General features: G+C 60.2%; 8 protein-coding genes, 1 tRNA gene, 3 pseudogenes and 1 other annotated feature. Of the genes and pseudogenes, 6 read left to right on the top strand and 6 right to left on the bottom strand.

What is annotated here, in order from left to right; translation table 11 throughout:
* Window positions 1-241: 241 nt before the first annotated feature.
* The 4 genes and pseudogenes from B0O95_RS07220 to mdtD all read left to right on the top strand — a co-directional run bounded on the left by B0O95_RS07220 (window position 242) and on the right by mdtD (window position 3,811).
* Window positions 242-1,075: an undecaprenyl-diphosphate phosphatase gene (locus tag B0O95_RS07220; protein ID WP_104077277.1), complete on the top strand. Its 834-nt coding sequence runs from the start codon at window positions 242-244 to the stop codon at window positions 1,073-1,075.
* 180 nt (window positions 1,076-1,255) lie between these two features.
* Window positions 1,256-1,332 (top strand) — tRNA-Arg (locus B0O95_RS07215).
* A 118-nt stretch (window positions 1,333-1,450) separates the two neighbouring features.
* Window positions 1,451-1,553: a sequence feature (AL1L pseudoknot), on the top strand.
* Window positions 1,488-2,099, top strand: a pseudogene (locus B0O95_RS07210) (integrase core domain-containing protein); the annotation flags it as partial. Its footprint overlaps the feature before it by 66 nt.
* A gap of 281 nt (window positions 2,100-2,380) precedes the next feature.
* Window positions 2,381-3,811 (top strand): multidrug transporter subunit MdtD, encoded by a 1,431-nt coding sequence (mdtD, locus tag B0O95_RS07205; protein WP_104077276.1) that lies wholly within the window; start codon window positions 2,381-2,383, stop codon window positions 3,809-3,811.
* Window positions 3,812-4,154: 343 nt separating this feature from the next.
* Here mdtD and B0O95_RS07200 read toward each other — a convergent pair whose 3' ends face one another.
* Window positions 4,155-6,452 carry a hypothetical protein gene (locus tag B0O95_RS07200; RefSeq protein WP_146064014.1) on the bottom strand — a complete coding sequence of 766 codons (2,298 nt, stop codon included), beginning with the start codon at window positions 6,450-6,452 and terminating at the stop codon, window positions 4,155-4,157.
* A 282-nt stretch (window positions 6,453-6,734) separates the two neighbouring features.
* Here B0O95_RS07200 and B0O95_RS15820 point away from each other — a divergent pair, with 282 nt between their 5' ends.
* Window positions 6,735-6,911 carry a hypothetical protein gene (locus B0O95_RS15820; RefSeq protein ID WP_158249458.1) on the top strand — a complete coding sequence of 59 codons (177 nt, stop codon included), beginning with the start codon at window positions 6,735-6,737 and terminating at the stop codon, window positions 6,909-6,911.
* A 403-nt stretch (window positions 6,912-7,314) separates the two neighbouring features.
* Window positions 7,315-7,456, top strand: a pseudogene (locus tag B0O95_RS07190) (pirin family protein); the annotation flags it as partial.
* A gap of 62 nt (window positions 7,457-7,518) precedes the next feature.
* On the opposite strand, the gene B0O95_RS07185 reads toward B0O95_RS07190, so the two are convergent.
* The 5 genes and pseudogenes from B0O95_RS07185 to B0O95_RS07165 form a co-directional block, all read right to left on the bottom strand.
* On the bottom strand, window positions 7,519-8,163 hold the full coding sequence (locus B0O95_RS07185; RefSeq protein ID WP_104077274.1) for a hypothetical protein: 645 nt from the start codon (window positions 8,161-8,163) through the stop codon (window positions 7,519-7,521).
* Between the two features lie 218 nt (window positions 8,164-8,381).
* Window positions 8,382-9,326 carry a lysozyme family protein gene (locus B0O95_RS07180; RefSeq protein WP_104077273.1) on the bottom strand — a complete coding sequence of 315 codons (945 nt, stop codon included), beginning with the start codon at window positions 9,324-9,326 and terminating at the stop codon, window positions 8,382-8,384.
* Between the two features lie 778 nt (window positions 9,327-10,104).
* A pseudogene (locus B0O95_RS07175) lies at window positions 10,105-10,377 on the bottom strand (hypothetical protein); the annotation flags it as partial.
* Window positions 10,378-10,479: 102 nt separating this feature from the next.
* Window positions 10,480-13,800 carry an efflux RND transporter permease subunit gene (locus B0O95_RS07170; protein WP_104077272.1) on the bottom strand — a complete coding sequence of 1,107 codons (3,321 nt, stop codon included), beginning with the start codon at window positions 13,798-13,800 and terminating at the stop codon, window positions 10,480-10,482.
* Window positions 13,797-16,910: an MdtB/MuxB family multidrug efflux RND transporter permease subunit gene (locus B0O95_RS07165; protein ID WP_104077271.1), complete on the bottom strand. Its 3,114-nt coding sequence runs from the start codon at window positions 16,908-16,910 to the stop codon at window positions 13,797-13,799. Before B0O95_RS07165 ends, B0O95_RS07170 begins: the two co-directional genes overlap by 4 nt.
* Window positions 16,911-16,944: the final 34 nt, after the last annotated feature.

The following is a 16,944-nucleotide window of genomic DNA, read 5'->3' as shown; positions in this document are numbered from 1 at the left end:
ACCGGGGGTGCCAAGCGGATCGGCCGCGGCGCTTTCGTCGACCCCGAATCCATTGCGAGGCGCTGTGGCCGTATGCGTGCGTGGCGGCTGTTGGTGTTCTTGGCGCGCCGTCGAACGGGCTATCGGGCACCCGTCATTGCCAGCCGGAAAACTTGACAGGATGTCTCCGGGTGGGCGTTACCTCGCCCGTTTATTGCGCGATCCGCGCTGATGCTGTCATTTACCTGGAGGACTTTCTTTCGTGAGCCTTGTGTTTCTGATCTTCCTGAGTGTCTTGCAGGGTGTGACCGAGTTGTTCCCGGTCAGCAGCCTCGGGCATACGTTGCTCGTGCCGGCACTGTTCGACATGCACATCGACAAGCATGCGCCGCAACTGTTGCCGTTTCTAGTCGCGCTGCATCTGGGCACCGCCTTTGCGCTGCTGTGGTATTTCCGCACACGGTGGGGCGCGATCATCCAAGGCTTCTTCGGCTCGCTGGGCGGCCGCCGTACCGAGGACGGACATTTGGCCTGGGCGTTGCTGATTGGCACAATTCCGGCAGGCATCGTCGGTGTTCTGCTGGAAAAGCGGATCGAACATGTCTTTCACGACTTGCGTATCGTGGCATTGGCGCTGGTGATCAACGGTATCCTGCTATGGATCGGCGACCGGTTGCAACGCGCGCGCGCGGCGCGTGCGCCCGAGGATCTAACGTTCAAGCAGGCCGCGCTGGTCGGCATCGCGCAGATCGGTGCGCTGATTCCGGGTTTTTCGCGCAGCGGCTTGACAATGATCGCCGGCGTGGGCGTCGGCATGTCCGCAGAAAAGTCGGCGGAGTTTGCGTTCCTACTCGGTACGCCGATTATTTTTGGGGCGGGCCTGCTCGAGGTGCCTAAGCTGTTTCACGCGCCGGCGCAATTGGCCGACGCGGCGCTAGGGGGCGTGCTGACCGGCATCGCGGCGTATCTGAGCGTGCGATTTCTGATGCGTTATTTCGAAGGCCGCGGGCGGTTGGCTTCATTCGGTCTTTATTGCGTGATTGCCGGCTTGACTTGTCTCGGCTGGTTCTTCTTCAATCCTCAATCGTTGGTCTAGGCGTTACGCTGTCGCGGTATGGCGAGCCGGCAATCTAAGCCGGCCCGCAGTGTTCAGTTATAATTGAACGCCTGCCTGCCCATGGCGCAGTTGGGCTAGCGTATCGGTCATCTAAGCCGACGGTCCAGGTCCCGATGCGCAGCGAACGGCGCGCATGCAGTACAATCTTGAATCCCTTAACCGCCCTTAGCTCAGTTGGATAGAGCAACGGCCTTCTAAGCCGTAGGCCGCAGGTTCGAATCCTGCAGGGCGGGCCAATAAAATCAAATATTTAAACGGCATTTCGGGGTTGGAATTTCTTTTCTCCAACGTTTAACTTTTATATTGGCACGATGTAGGCGCGTTGCGCATCTATCGAAGTCAATCCCTATCAGGTGCGCTATTTGAACCGCACCGGGTTTAGGAGGCTGCCTTTGTCGATCAGTATCGCGACACCTTCGGGGTCGAGCCGATCGGCAAGGTTTTGCGGATTGCCCCGTTGGGCTACCGGCGCCATGCTGCGCAGCTTCGCGATCCGTCCAAACGCTGTGCCCGTGCGAGAGGTGATGAGATTATGCAACTGCGGATCAAGCGCGTCTGGCAGGCCAATTTGCAGGTCTATGGCGTGCTGAAGATCTGGATCGCGTCAATTTCGTCTTGGACGTACTTGAACAGGCCCTGTACGCTCGACAGCCGTGCAATGACGGGACTCTGGTTCATCACTCCGACAGGGGGCTCAATACGTCAGCATTCGATACAGCGAACGTTCAGCCGAGGCCGGCATCGAGCCGTCCGTCGGCAGTCGCGGTGACAGTTACGATAACGCGCTGGCTGAAACAAACAACGGCTTGTGCAAGACGGAACTGATTCATCGACGCGCCCCCTGGAAACGAGACAATCCGTCGAACTGGCGACGCTAGAGTGGGCGGCATGGTACAACCATCATCGGCTGCTGGAACCACTGGGCTATATTTCACTGGCTGAAGCTGAGGCAAACTACTACAGGCAACTCAGAAATACCGCTGATGGGCCCATATTAACTTAAACCAACCGGTCCCCAGATCCCCGGGGTGGTTCAGTACATCGCAGCGCCGCGTCGCGCCCTGGATCCGTCGCACGCTCTGGCTACTCGCTCACGCCCGATGTCCGTCAGCGCCCGCTTCTGCTCGCGCAACAAGGAATGGTCAAGACGCTCAACACCATGTTGCGCGCACCCGTTGTCTCAAAGATGTAAGATTGAAATTGTTGCACTTTTTCATGGCCAGGTAGGCAACGCTATTTGCCTACTTCCTCCCGTTACTCTTTTCTACTACTAGAAAAAAAGAAATGCAAAAACAAGGAGTTTTATCTGGGCTGCTGTGGGTTGTTGGCATCGGTTTTTTTATGCAAACGCTTGACGCTACGATCTTGAATACCGCTTTGCCAACGATGGCTAGCAGTTTCAATAAAAATCCACTGCACATGCAATCGATTGTGCTTGCCTACTCATTGACGGTGGTGATGCTGATCCCAGCTTCTGGCTGGTTAGCGGATCGCTTTGGAACACGGTCCGTATTTCTGGTGGCCATTGCTTTATTCACAATTGGTTCAATCGGTTGCGCAACATCGCGCTCGTTGAACGAGCTGGTGATTGCGCGGGTGGTGCAAGGGCTGGGCGGCGGTGTATTATTGCCGGCGGGGCGGCTAGCCATTATGCGAACGTTTCCCCCCAGCCAGTATGTACAAGCGTTGGGCTTCGTGGCAATACCCGGACTCGTTGGGGCGGTCTTGGGGCCAACGCTTGGGGGCTGGATTGTATCGGTTGCCTCCTGGCGCTGGATCTTTGTGATGAATGTGCCGATTGGTATAGCGATCTTGATGGCAAGCCGGGTCGTTATGGATAATATAAAGTTGCCGGTGCAACGTTTTGACCTAAAAGGATATTTACTGTTTGTAACATGCGTGTTGGCAATTTCTTTGTCGCTCAATGGGCTAACCGATTATAATTTGTCCAACACCATCGTATTGACGTTACTAGGCGCCAGCTTGGTGACATTCGCTGCCTATGGATTGCATGCAGCGCGCACGGACTATCCGCTTTTTTCGCTAAGTTTATTTAATGTACGCACATACCGTGTGGGTCTAGTGGGGAACTTGGTCGCGCGCATTGGAGGCGATGCGATGCCTTATTTGATTCCGTTGCTATTACAAATCGGCCTCGGTTACTCGCCGTATGAAGCAGGGATGATGATGTTACCCGTAGCAGCGGCGGCCATGGGAGCAAAACGATTCATTGCCCCTCTCGTTACTCGCTACGGCTATCGCCGTATCTTGGCGAGCAACAGTCTGTTAGTGGGCGCCATAATAGCTAGCTTTTCTTTGGTTTCAACAGAGCAACCAGCTGGATTACGAATGATTCAACTGCTTGCTTTTGGCGCATTGTATTCAATACAAACCACGGCAATGAACGCGCTAACGTTAAAGGACCTTGTCGGGCCTGGCGCGAGCAGTGGTAATGCTCTGTTTTCGACTGCCCAAATGCTAGCCATGAGTTTAAGTGTGACTGTCGCAAGTGTTTTATTGATCTTTTTCCAATCGCTGTTCACGACTGAGATGGGCACGGACTCGCTGCCCATCTTTCGTGCCACTTTTATTTGCATCGGGTTGATTACCGCAGGCTCGGTTTGGGTATTTGGGCAACTTGCACCTGACGCAATCTGCAGAGATCGTCAATGTAGGACAACAGGTAAGCGGGGTGAAGAAAACGTAACGATATGATACATCGACGCGTGTTTGCGGACGTGACCTGCGCGACCGGTCGCAGCTAGTCTGTGGGCGAACGAGCGCGCTTGATTGAGCGCAAACACGCGCGCAAGCTTGATGTGGCAAACGAATGGTTTTTCCCGACGCACTCTTGGTAAGGCAGACGGCGCACAGGGCACCACGCAACATCTCAGCTGCACAATTTACACCGGCTTATTCACATATTTTGTTTGCAACGATGTGGACAACCTTTGGATACGCAAGCTAAGTCCTTGTTGCTAAACCCGGAACCGGGCCTGCTACCGCGTGAAGCAGCGACGCACGGTTCCGACGCTGCTGCCGCCAAACGCGCACCGTTTCAGAAAACCGTGTGACGCTGTCTGAAGTCGGGGAATGCGCGTCGTGGCTGGCGCGGTGCCGCATCCGACGTGTTGGGTTCTCGCGTCCCGGCCACTTCGCCATCGTGCCATGCACGACACAGGTCAATCTGCCGCGTCGCCTGCATCAGCGTTTCATTCAGCTTGCCGCGCAGGTCGCGGTAGCGTTTCGGTGCGCTTTTCATCAGATAAGTCGCCAACTTGTCGTGGCTTGATGCCAAGTCGGCGCGGCGCGCATGCGGGTCAACGAGTTCACCCTTTTGCACCGAGATGAACTGGTCGATTGCAACAGCCAGTTGCCGCTCGTGTGCGTTCGTTAACGGCAGTTGGCGCTTCAGTTTACGGCATTGCGCCCGTACGGCCAATGCGTCGCGATACAGGCGCTGATCATATTCCAGATCCTTGTCCAACCCAACCAGGATTTCCTTCAGCGCGAGGTTGCGTGGCATGTCAGTCGGATGGTTTTCGACGCGGATATCCTCGACGTGCGTGACGGTCGCATCCAGCGGGGCGAATAGTGCCTTGAATTTGTGTTCGTGCGACGTATTGTCGTCGGCGTCCACGGTGCTGAGCCTGACGTCTTCAATGGCGTGCCCGTCCGGAGATGGGGCAGGAATGCCGCTCAACTTGCTTACTACGTTCTGATAGGTCTGTATTTTGGCCTGCAGCTTCCTGCGCAAATAAGTGGCCTGGGTGTCCAGCATGCCTTCCAGCAAATCAATTTGGGCCGCTTGTGCTTCTCGTGTCGGTTGGGCGAGCCATGTTCTCAAGCTGCTTCGGGTCAGATACTGACGTGAGTCGTTCCAAGCTTGCTTGGCGGCGCGTGTCGCGCTGTGCGGTGAGTTCAGCTTGGCACTTTGAGCCAGGAACGATGACGCTGCCTTCAGCCGTCCCACTGAGTCTTGCGCCGCGCGTCGGGCCGTGTTCGCAATAAATTGCTGGGTGGACGGTTTGGCTCCACGCGCGTCAGAATCGCCGGTGTAAACATATTTGTCGTCGTAGCGTTTGCCGAGCTGGTCCGCGACCTGGCTCAGAAATATTTGCCGCCGGTCTTCACGCTGATATATCTGTTTGTAGAATGCTGATTGCAGCAGCAAGCCGTCCAACGGCGTTGCAGTGCTGCTGCCCCAATTGAGCACGTCCATTGATTCCAGGAACGTACGATTCAATTCTGGGTCATCGTCGGTGTAGTAGGTTTGGTAGCGCCGTTGCTTGCGGTAGTCAAAGAGCGCGTGCTGCGATGATGCGCTCATCATGAGAAGTCCGCTTATTGTCACGGCTAGGAGGCCTCCGGCGACGGCGGGATGGGCTACCGCAGCGCCTGCCGTACCGGCGGCGATGGCGCCCGCCACGCCGGCCTTGGCCAGCGTGCTCGCGGCGTAGACGGCGCTGCCGGCGAGGAAACTGTTGTTCCATCGCGCATAGCTTGTAAAGAACTGATCCCGCTGTTCCAACTTTAGCGATTGAAATCGCGCGTAGCGGTGCAGCCATTCGACGTCTTCAGGATTCAGATGGTGCCCGTTTTGGCGCAATTGATCGATCAGGGCATCGATATGTGCGTCTTTCAAGCGCGCGTCGGTTGCGACCTTGGCGGCGCGGAACGCATTGAGCTGCTGGCGCGAACGATGAACCTTGTATGCACCACTGGCGAGCGCCGTGGCGCCGACAAGCGGCTCCAGGCCCAACGTCGCGAGGCCTGCGACGTGATCCAACGCCGCCGCGGCAGGACTGTCTGATGCGCACAGCGCAGCCTTGGCGGCAATGCCGACTGAGGCCTTGGCCAGCACGGTGCTACCGGAAGCGATCGAGCATGCCCCTAATGCGGCGCCGGCACGGTTTTGCTGCCGCGTGAATGTCATCACCTGGCGCTTGACTTCCATGACGGCGCGCAAGCATGTCATCATCGATTGCGCATCGGTGAACAGTCGGACCGAAGCCGCTTGTGTGGGACGGTTGCGATCTCGCGTTGAGCCGGCAACGCCGGCGAGCCGCTCAAGACAGGCGACTTCTTGTTCGAGTTGCTTGATCGAGCGTTTTAGTTCCTTGTGGTGCTTGGCGGCATGCGCCATTTCTTGAATGCCTGACTTTATTTCCATGACCGCCAGCAAGGCCAACGTGCCGTCGGCAGCGATTTTCTCGTTCCGGCTGAAAATTTCCTCGGAGATGCCTGCTCGCTTGATGGTGTCCAGTGGATCAGCCTCAATTAATTCGGAAGACTGATCAAGGCCGTCGGAAGTAGTTTGCGTGCAACCTTTGAACAGTTGAATCGGGGTGGCCATCGCGGCATACACGCCGCGCATGGCGGTACCTAAGCCCACCCGCGTGATGGCGCGCGGCAGGCGGACCTCGCGTTGCGACGCGCCTGCAACGGGTCTTTCCGACGAAACGGTCCGCCGTTCTGACGGGGACCGCGTGATGCGGGCGATCAGGTTCCTGCAATTCCGAGCAAGGTCGTGTATCTCGGCCAAGCTCAGCGCGGATGAGGTGCTATCGGGCGTGGGCAGGGTTTGTACTGAAGGCCTGTCCACCGCTGATACAGGCACTGAACGCACGTTCCCATCATGGGGCAGGCCTTCCAATTGAGTCATCGCGCGGCTGCGTGCCTCAATCTGTTTTTTCCACGCGTGAGGCAGGCTTTCAATCTGGCCGTGGTGATGCGCATGGCTGGACGGCGCCGTCTGCAGCCGCGGTGGGGCGCCGACCAGTTGCGCCAGGCGTTCACCGAAATCTATTGTTAGGTCTACATCATGATTACGAGGATGAAGTGACGGGCTCAACATCATATCGGGTACTCTCTGGTAGTGCTGACGTTGTCACTTTAGGACGCTTTGCAACGCGTTACCATGAACGCGCGCGAAGCCCCGTTACCAGGGGCGTACACTGCGGGAAGTTCCCGAAATACAGTATTGACGTGGCTGCAAGCAATGTAGTTGCGGCTTCGATCATTGGGGAAGACGCGTGCGTAATCGCTTTTCGAGAAATCTGACAAATGCCCAGCAGGTGGCGAGCACCTGCCGCTGCCGATGCGGTGGATAGACGACGTTCAGCGGCAATGGATCTTGCGCAAACGGCTCCAGCATGGTGACGAGCTGACCGCGGTCCAACGCCGGCGATCCGGAATTCCCAGCCGGTGCGCCCAGCAAGTTGCGGCTGATCGTGTCCCCGCACGGACAGGACGGATCGCTGCAGATCCGCCAGGATGGGGCTATATGCCGGCTTGTTCGACGGCGACGCCAGCGAGCACTTCATACTGCCAGCGCAGCGCTATGCGTATCTGCATGTCGTGTGCGACACGCCGGTAGCGGCTGAGCCACGCCACAACGGCGCGGCTCAGCCATATGACGACTATTGGTAAAACTGAGTGCCGGGCGTCTGACTGACGCCCGAAGAGTCAAATTTGCTATTGCCGGACGAACTAAAGGGGTCTGCGGACTCGGTGGAGTTCGTCGACGCGTCTTTGCTGTTGCTGCTCCCTGGATGGGTGACCGTGCTGGAGTCGCCGTTGGACGCCGGGCTGGTGATCGTGCCCGAGCCACCGCTGGTCACAGGATCGGTGATCGTGCCCCAGCCGCCACTGGTCACGGGATCGGTGATCGTACCCCAGCCGCCGCTAGCGACCGGCGCCTTGCCATCGTGCTGGGAATTATCCGCAGCCGAGTGCCCATGATGCGGTGAGCATGGACATTCGTCGTCGCCATCCGTTGACGGGGCCGGGGAGCGATGTCCGCACGTCGCACCGTCGTCATCGAACGAATTGTCGTCGTCGCTATGCGAATTCTGCAACATGGCCAGCAATTGTTCGATGAGTTTTTGCAAGAAATCGGAGTCGTCCGATGACGTGCCGTTCGCCGGACACGACATGGAATCGCTTTGCTCAGCGCGCTTGTGGTGTGCAGCGTCCGGGGCGGTGCCGTACGTGTAGCTCGGGCTACCCGGGTTGAACGCCGAATAGGGCGAATCCGATTGAGTGATGGAAATGGTAATGGTCATGTTGTGCTCCTTGTTGGGCAGCGCGCCGTTATTTTGGAAAACCGCTGCCAGTACGACTGGCCAGGGTGCTCGGGTTCCGTCGTAAGTCCACCTGGGATTGGATTGGCACAGTTCTGAGCCCGGCCGTTTGCAACGGCAACTGCGCCCCGTGGGACATGTGCGCTGATTGCGCCGGGCAACATCGTTTTATCGAGGCAGGGCTCCGGCGCTTCTGCGCATTATTGGCTGTCGTCCAGTTCTTTGTGCTGGTTCAATACGTTGTAGTTGGTCATAACGTTTCTTGCGTATTTCCCTTCGTCGCCCACTCCGACGTAGTCTTTGAGCCCCTTCTTCAGCGCCTTTTCGTTAGCCATCGGATTGTTGCGATCACCGCCGCTTTCGATGATGTGGGACTTGAGTTCGAAGGCCCCCGCGATCACGTTGTCGTGCGGATTGCTCACGTCCAGGTCCTTCGCGTCCTTGCCGGTCAACTTTTTAATGTTCTCCTTGTCCTGCTGCGTTAGCGTCGGCAACACGTCCTTTTCCCAGCGCCGCTGGCCGATCTGCATCAGGCTCAGGTCCGGCGTACCGTCGCTGTTTTTCGACCATTCTTTCGGATTACCGCGCGATTCGGCCCACATCTGCCCACCGATCAGGTTGCCATCTAGCCCCGTCAGCCGTGCGGCCAGGTTGATGTCGTTTTCCCACCGGTCGATCTTCGGATTCTTCCCTGGCGTGTATGCCTTGCCTGGCGTTGTCGGACCCTCCAGCGCCGGCTGGTCCTTGCCGGACCGGCTGCTCGCTTGGGTCGAGTCGGTAGCGTCGCTGTCGGATGAGGTGCCGTGGGTCTTGCCGGATGAGCCGCCCGTGCCGTCCTCCGGCGCATCGCAATGGTGATGGTGACATCCGCCGCCGCCGTGATGCCGGCCGATGGCGTCACCCGAGTCCGGGCCATCGCCGGTATTGCCCTCGTTACCGTTGCTGTTGAACTGCATCAACAACTGGATCAGCTGATTGAGCAAATCGTCGGTGTTCGACCACTGCCCGTCCGATGACGTCGAGGTTTGCCCGTCTCCTGCTCGCTTGTGATGGATTCCCGAGGTGTCGTTGTCGTAAAGCCCGGGCCATTGGGACCAGTTGGAAGACGGCGAATCGGTTTGAATAATCGTGATCGTGGTTGTCATGCAAGGCCTCGTTCGAAATGAACAAATGTGTCGTTATTTCATAGATATTTGGCTGGTTGGGTAAGCTGGACGCGAACACGAGGTGCCGCAGGCGAACCCGATGGCCCGAACCGGGTCGGGCGTGGCCGATGATTCTCGTCGGGACGAAGAGACGGACGGTGGCCACTCACCACGGCGTTCGCTAACCAGGTGTAGAGAAAATGATGAGAATGTTCTGTCGCCGATAAACCGGACGGGGCGATTCGAGCGGCGTCCCCAGTGGGGCGGGGCCGGGTAGGTTGGCAGGCGCGCGCCGGTGCGACGCGCGCTGTGTTCATTGGACGTTACGCGTGCGAGAGGGGGGCATTGAACGGTGCGTCATCGCAGGTTGGCGCGGATGGGCTCATGCAGGCTCGGTCCGGACTTCGGTCCCTGTTTCAGCGCTGGCTCGCGCTTCGGTCCCGGCTTGCACGGCAGCCAGGGGTGCGGTCTCCGCGCTCGGCGCAGGCGCCGGATCGCTATCCGCATGGTCGGCGGCCATGTGCGCGTCCATACCGGCGCCAGGCAGCTTTGCCTTGCGCGAGGTATCGACCGCGAGCGTCGGCGTCGAGACGGAGCCGGCCGGCGTCACCACGGAGCCTGCTGACGTCGCGACAGAACTCGCCGGCGCTGCCACGGAGCCTGTTGGCGTCGCGACAGAATCCGCCGGCGCCGCCACAGGCCCCGTCGGTGCCGTGACAGAATTCGCCGGTGCCACGGCGCTTGCCTTGGGCTCGGCCGGCTTGGCGTCTGTACCCTTGCGCGGCTTCTTGGCCAACGGGATCAGGCCGAAGGCGCGCGCCGCTTCTGCGATCTGCTGCGGGGAGAAGAGTTCGTCGGGCGTGATACTGAATGTGCGGATGTGGCTCTCGATCGTCTGCATGGCTTGTGCACGATCGTCGCGACGCTGTTGCGCACGCGCGACAATGTCGCGCAGTTCATCGGCCTCGTCGCTCGAAATCGTGAATGCCGTTTGTTTCTGTTGCAATTCGTTGAAGCGATGGAATTCTTGGTCTGTCAAGAGTTTGGCCATGAAGATATGCAGTTTGAAGCAGGGAGAATGCATGCATCGGGCGACGCGCAAGCTACGCGGGCGCGCGATCACATTCGATGCGGGGGCCGTATTCTACCCGCGTTACTCGTCATTGCCGAACGCGTGGTGCGGCGGGACATGCTCGCCGCCGTGTCGCGCTGCCCACCAGGTACGAAGCCGGTCCATGTAGAGGTAAACCACCGGTGTCGTATAGAGCGTCAGCAATTGACTGACAATCAATCCGCCGACGATCGAGATGCCCAGTGGCGCGCGCATCTCGTGTCCTTCGCCGTGGCCGAAGGCGAGCGGCAACGCACCGAGTAGCGCGGCGCAGGTGGTCATCATGATCGGCCTGAAGCGCAGCAGGCAGGCTTGGCGGATCGCTTCGCGCGAGCCCAGGCCGGTGCGCGCGGCGTCAATCGCGAAGTCCACCATCATGATTGCATTCTTCTTGACGATACCGATCAGCAGGATCACGCCGATCAGTGCAATGAGGCTGAACTCGATACGGAACAGCAGCAACGCCAGTAGTGCGCCGACGCCGGCCGACGGCAACGTGGACAGGATCGTCAGCGGATGGATATAGCTCTCGTACAGAATGCCTAGCACGATGTAGACCGCGGCGAGCGACGCGAGAATCAATAGCAACTGGTTCGACAACGCTTGCTGGAACGCCTGCGCCGTGCCAGAGAAACTGCCGTGAAGGGTGCCGGGCATGCCGATGTCGGCCATGGTCTGGTAGATTGCGGCGGTCGCGTCCGACAGTGATTTTCCCACCGGCAGATTGAATGAGATTGTCGTCGCGACGAATTGGTTCTGGTGGCTGACCGCCAGCGGTGTATTGCCTGGGCCGAAGCGCGCGATGGCTGACAACGGGATCATCGTTTCCTTGGCGGTGGATACCGCGGCGCTGGACGATGAGCTGGACTTGCCGCTGGAGGCGATCGAATTGATCGCCTGGTTGCGCGCTGAATCGAGCGCGACGTTCGCTGCACGGCTGGCGGCATTGGCCGCCGCCGCGCCGGCCGTTTTCTTCGCGCCCGATGCACTGGTGACGGTCCCGGCCGTCGCGTTGGTGCTCGCGGTGCCCGATGCGCTGCCGCCGGATTGGCTAATAAAGATGTCCTTCAGGATCTCGGGGCTCTGCCAATAGCGGGGCGCTACTTCCATCACGACGCGATACTGGTTCAGCGCATTGTAGATCGTCGACACCTGCCGCTGGCCGAAGGCATCATACAGCGTATTGTCGATCTGCGAAGGCGTGATGCCGTAGCGTGCAGCGCTTGGCCGGTCGATGATCACATTCGCCTCCAGGCCGCCTTGCTGCTGGTCCGAATTCACATCGGCAAGCTCGGGCCGTTTTTGCAGCGCCTCGGTTAGGATCGCCGCCCATTTGTACAGTTCCGCGGTCGAATCGCCGAGCAGCGTGAATTGATACTGCGCGTTCGATTGTCTTCCGCCCACGTGGATATCCTGCACCGCTTGCAGGAACGTTCTAGCGCCCGCGACCTCGGCCAGCGGCGCGCGCAGTTGCTCGATGACCTGGTCCGCGGACACGCCGCGCTCGGCGAGCGGCTTCAGCGAGATGAACATGAAACCCGCGTTGGTCTGACGCCCGCCGGTGAAGCCGACGGCGGAGTCCACTGCCGGGTTGCGCTTGACGATGTCCATCATCTGCGAAAATTTCACCCGCATTGACTGGAACGATGTGCTCTGATCCGCCTGGATTCCGCCGACGAGTCGGCCGGTGTCCTGTTGCGGAAAGAAGCCCTTTGGCACGATTGTGTACAGGTACACGTTCAAGCCGATGGTGGCGACCAGCACGGCCAGCACCAGCGACGCATGATCCAGCGCCCAGCCGAGCGAGCGCTCGTAGCCGCGCTGCAGGCGCGCGAAGCAGGCTTCGAGCCAGCGTGCGAGCCGGCCTTCGCCGCGGGCGCGGGTGGCTGGCGCGAGTAGTTTGGAGCACATCATCGGCGTGAGCGTCAGCGACACGAGCAGCGACACAAAGATTGCCAGCGACAGCGTGACAGCAAACTCGCGAAATAGACGACCGACGATGCCGCCCATCAGCAGAATCGGCAGGAACACCGCGACCAGCGATACGCTGATCGACAATACTGTGAAGCCGACTTCGCGCGCGCCCACGATGGCTGCGCGCATGCGCGGCATGCCGGCCTCGATGTGCCGCGAGATGTTCTCGAGCACGACGATCGCATCGTCGACGACGAAGCCGGTAGCGATCGTCAGCGCCATCAGCGACAAGTTGTCGATCGAATAGTCGAGCAGGTACATGCCGGCAAACGTACCGATGATCGATACGGGCACCGCAACGCTGGGGATCAGCGTCGCACGCCAGTTGCGCAAGAACAGGAACACGACCATCACCACCAGGATCACCGCGATCAACAGCGTTCGCTCGGTGTCCCGTAGTGAAGCACGGATCGTCATCGTGCGGTCGGCGGTCGGCGTCACATCGATCGCCGCGGGCAGTGCCGCGCGTAGCTGGGGCAGCTTCGCCTTGACACGGTCAACCGTCTCGATGATATTGGCGCCGGGCTGCCGGTACAGGATCACGAGCACCGCGCGTTCGCCGTTCATCATGCCCATGGTGCGCAGGTCTTCGACCGAATCGACGACCTGCGCGACGTCGGAAAGCCGCACCGCGGAGCCGTTGCGGTAAGCAATCACCAGGTCACGGTATTGGTCGGCGCGCCGCGCCTGGTCGTTCGTGTACAGCTGCAAGTGCCGGTGGCCGGCCTCGATCGCGCCTTTCGGGCTGTTTGCATTGGCCGACGCGAGCGCGGCGCGGATGTTTTCCAGTCCGATCCCGTAGTGGAACAGCACGGTCGGATTGACCTCGACGCGCACGGCCGGATTGGCCGCGCCACTTACGTTGACTTCGCCGACTCCGTCGATTTGCGACAGCGCCTGTTGCAGCACGGTCGATGCCGCGTCATACATCTGTCCGGCCGTCATCGTTTTCGACGTCAGCGCGAGGACGAGGATTGGTGCGTCGGCCGGGTTGACCTTGTGGTAGGTTGGATTTTGTCGCAGGTTGGCCGGCAGGTCCGCCCGCGCGGCGTTGATCGCGGCCTGCACATCGCGAGCCGCTCCGTCGATGTCGCGGTTCAACCCGAATTGCAGCACGATCCGCGTATTGCCGATGCCGCTCATCGACGTCATCTCGGTGACGTCCGCAATGGCGCCCAGATGCCGCTCGAGCGGGCTGGCCACGCTGGTGGCGACAGTCTCCGGGCTGGCGCCAGGCAGCGTCGCTAGCACCGAGATGGTCGGAAAGTCCACCTGCGGCAATGGCGACACCGGCAGCTTCACAAAAGCGAACAGCCCGGCCAGTGCGATGCCGACGGCCAGCAACGTGGTGGCGACGGGGCGCGCGATGAAAGGGCGGGAAAGGTTCATTGTCTGCTGCCTTCGCCGCTGGCATCGTGCGACAAGCGTTCGCGCAGCGCCGAAGCGAGCCGGTCAAAGCCAAGGTAAATCACCGGCGTCGTGAACAGCGTCAGCAACTGGCTGACGATCAGCCCACCGGCGATCGCGATGCCCAGCGGATGGCGCAACTCGTGGCCGGAGCCAGTGCCCAGCATCAGCGGCAGCGCACCGAGCAGCGCGGCCATCGTCGTCATCAGGATCGGCCGCAAGCGCAGCAGGCAGGCCTGGTAGATCGCGTCGCGAGGGTGCTTGCCTTGCTCCCGCTGCGCTTCGAGCGCGAAGTCGATCATCATGATCGCGTTCTTCTTGACGATGCCGATCAGCAGCACAATGCCGATGATGCCGATGATATCTAGGTCATGTCCGGTGACGATCAGTGCGAGCAGTGCGCCGACGCCGGCGGAGGGCAGCGTCGACAGGATCGTGATCGGATGGACGAAGCTCTCGTACAGCACGCCCAGGACGATGTACATCGTGACGATCGCGGCCAGGATCAGGAATACCTGGTTGGACAGCGATGCCTGGAACGCCAGTGCCGCGCCCTGGTAGCGGATCTGGAACGAGGGCGGCAGACCGATGTCGTCCTTCGCTTGCTCAATGGCTTTCACTGCCGCGCCGAGCGACTCGCCCGGGGCGAGGTTGAACGAGATGGTGGTGGACGGGAACTGGCCCAAGTGCGAGATCAGCAGCGGCGCGTTTTGCTGATGGAAGGTTGCGATGGACGACAGCGGGACCTGGGCGCCAGGCGCGGTGGCCGAGGGCAGGTAAATCGTGCCCAGGGCGTCCGGGGACTCGTGCACCTTCGGGTCCGTCTCTAGGATCACGCGATACTGGTTCGATTGGGTGAAGATGGTCGAGATGATGCGCTGCCCGAAGGCGTCGTACAGCGCGTTGTTGACCGTCGCCGGCGTGATGCCGAAGCGCGCGGCGGTACTGCGATCGATCTCGATATAGGTCGAGAGTCCGTTTTGCTGCAAGTCGCTGGCGACATCGGCCAACTCCGGCGCTTGCTTTAGCCGCGCGACGAACTTCGGCACCCAGTCGGCGAACGCTTGAGCGTTCGCGTCGGTCAGTATGAATTGGTATTGCGTCGCGCTGACCGTCGAGTCAATCGTCAAGTCCTGCACCGGCTGCATGTACAGCGAGATGCCGGGTACCTGCGCGACGCGCTGCTGCAACGAGCGGATGATCTGCTGCGCGTCGCGCCTGCGTTCGTCGAACGGCTTCAGATTGATTTGCAGACGGCCGCTGTTCAGCGTGATATTGGTGCCGTCTATGCCGATGAACGACGACAGGCTCTGGACATCTGGGTCCTTCAAGATTTCGGCGGCGAGCGCTTGCTGGTGCTCAGCCATGGCCGCGTACGATACACTTTGCGAGGCCTGTGTGATGCCCTGGATGATGCCGGTGTCCTGAGTCGGGAAAAAGCCCTTCGGCACCACGATGTAGAGCACGATCGTGAGCACTAGCGTGGACAACGCGACGAGCAGCGTGAGTCGCTGGTGATCGAGCACCCGCGAGAGCATCCGTGCGTAGGCGGCGATCACCGCGTCGAAGAACGCACGAGCCTTTGCCTCGAAGCGGCCGCTTTCCTTCGGCGGACTGTGCCGGAGCAGCTTGGCGCACATCATCGGCACGAGCGTGAGCGATACCACCGCCGAGAACACGATCGTCACGGCAAGTGTGATCGCAAACTCGTGGAACAGCCGGCCGACGACATCACTCATGAACAGCAGCGGGATCAGCACCGCGATCAACGACACAGTCAGCGAGATGATTGTGAAACCGATTTGCTTGGAGCCCTTCAGCGCGGCTTGCAACGGCGTGTCGCCGTCCTCGACGTAGCGCGCAATGTTTTCGATCATCACGATCGCGTCGTCGACGACGAAGCCGGTGGCGATGGTCAGCGCCATCAAGGACAGATTGTTCAGCGAAAATCCGTATAGGTACATCACCGCCAGCGTGCCGATCAGCGACAGCGGCACGGACAGGCTGGGAATCACGGTCGCCTGCCAACTGCCGAGGAATAGGTACATCACCAGCACCACCAGCACGACCGCCGCTGCCAGCTCGAACTGCACGTCGCGCACCGACGCGCGGATCGTCGTGGTGCGATCGGTCAACACGCGGGTCTCGACCGAAGCGGGCAGGCTTTGCTGCAACTGCGGCAGCAGCGCCTTGATGTTGTCAACTACCTGGATGACGTTGGCGCCCGGCTGCCGCTGCACATTGAGGATGATCGCCGGCTCGGTATCGACCCACGCGCCCAGCTTCGTGTTTTCCGGGCCGGAGACGATCTGTGCGACGTCGGTCAGCATCACCGGGCGGCCGTTCTTGTAGGCGATTACCGCACTGTGATACGCATTGGCATCGGTCAACTGGTCGTTGGCATTAATCGTGTATGCCCGCGTCGGACCATCAAAGTTGCCTTTTGGCGTGTTGACGCTCAGGTTCGAAATCGTGGTGCGCAGATCGTCCAGATTTAGGCCGTACGCTGCAAGCGCGCGCGGATTGGCTTGGATGCGGATCGCGGGCCGCTGCCCACCGCTCAGGCTCACCAGCCCCACGCCGCCCACTTGCGAGATTTTCTGCGCGAGCCGGGTATCGACCAGGTCCTGCACGTCAGTCAACGGCAGCGTCTTAGAGGTGATCGCCAGCGTGAGAATGGGGGCGTCGGCCGGATTGACCTTGGCGTAGATCGGCGGCGCTGGCAGGTCGGACGGCAGCAGGTTGCCTGCCGCGTTGATGGCCGCTTGCACTTCCTGCTCCGCGATGTCCAACGGCAAGTCCAGCGAAAACTGCAGTGTGATCACCGATGCGCCCGCCGAGCTTTGCGACGACATCTGGTTTAGCCCCGGCATCTGACCGAACTGGCGTTCCAACGGCGCGGTCACCGACGAGGTCATCACCTCGGGGCTGGCGCCCGGATAAAAGGTCTGCACTTGAATCGTTGGATAATCGACTTCCGGCAGCGCGGACAGCGGCAGGAATCGCAGCGACACGAGGCCGACCAGCATGATGGCGGCCATCAGCAGTGCTGTGCCGACCGGGCGGAGAATAAAGAGGCGGGATGGGTTCATGCGTCGAATGGTCCGGGAGCGCGGCGCCGGGGCA

This window comes from Mycetohabitans endofungorum (genome assembly GCF_002927045.1).
Lineage (GTDB): Bacteria > Pseudomonadota > Gammaproteobacteria > Burkholderiales > Burkholderiaceae > Mycetohabitans > Mycetohabitans endofungorum.
The sequence above is the reverse complement of the archived record's forward strand: the minus strand, read 5'-3'. Positions and strand labels throughout refer to the sequence as shown.

Coding starts and splice junctions, on each gene's coding strand:
- B0O95_RS07170 (WP_104077272.1), bottom strand. CDS start 13,800: ATGAACCTTTCCCGCCCTTTCATCGCGCGCCCCGTCGCCACCACGTTG.
- B0O95_RS15820 (WP_158249458.1), top strand. CDS start 6,735: ATGGGGCAGGCCTTCCAATTGAGTCATCGCGCGGCTGCGTGCCTCAAT.
- B0O95_RS07200 (WP_146064014.1), bottom strand. CDS start 6,452: ATGGCCACCCCGATTCAACTGTTCAAAGGTTGCACGCAAACTACTTCC.
- mdtD (WP_104077276.1), top strand. CDS start 2,381: ATGCAAAAACAAGGAGTTTTATCTGGGCTGCTGTGGGTTGTTGGCATC.
- B0O95_RS07180 (WP_104077273.1), bottom strand. CDS start 9,326: ATGACAACCACGATCACGATTATTCAAACCGATTCGCCGTCTTCCAAC.
- B0O95_RS07185 (WP_104077274.1), bottom strand. CDS start 8,163: ATGACCATTACCATTTCCATCACTCAATCGGATTCGCCCTATTCGGCG.
- B0O95_RS07165 (WP_104077271.1), bottom strand. CDS start 16,910: ATGAACCCATCCCGCCTCTTTATTCTCCGCCCGGTCGGCACAGCACTG.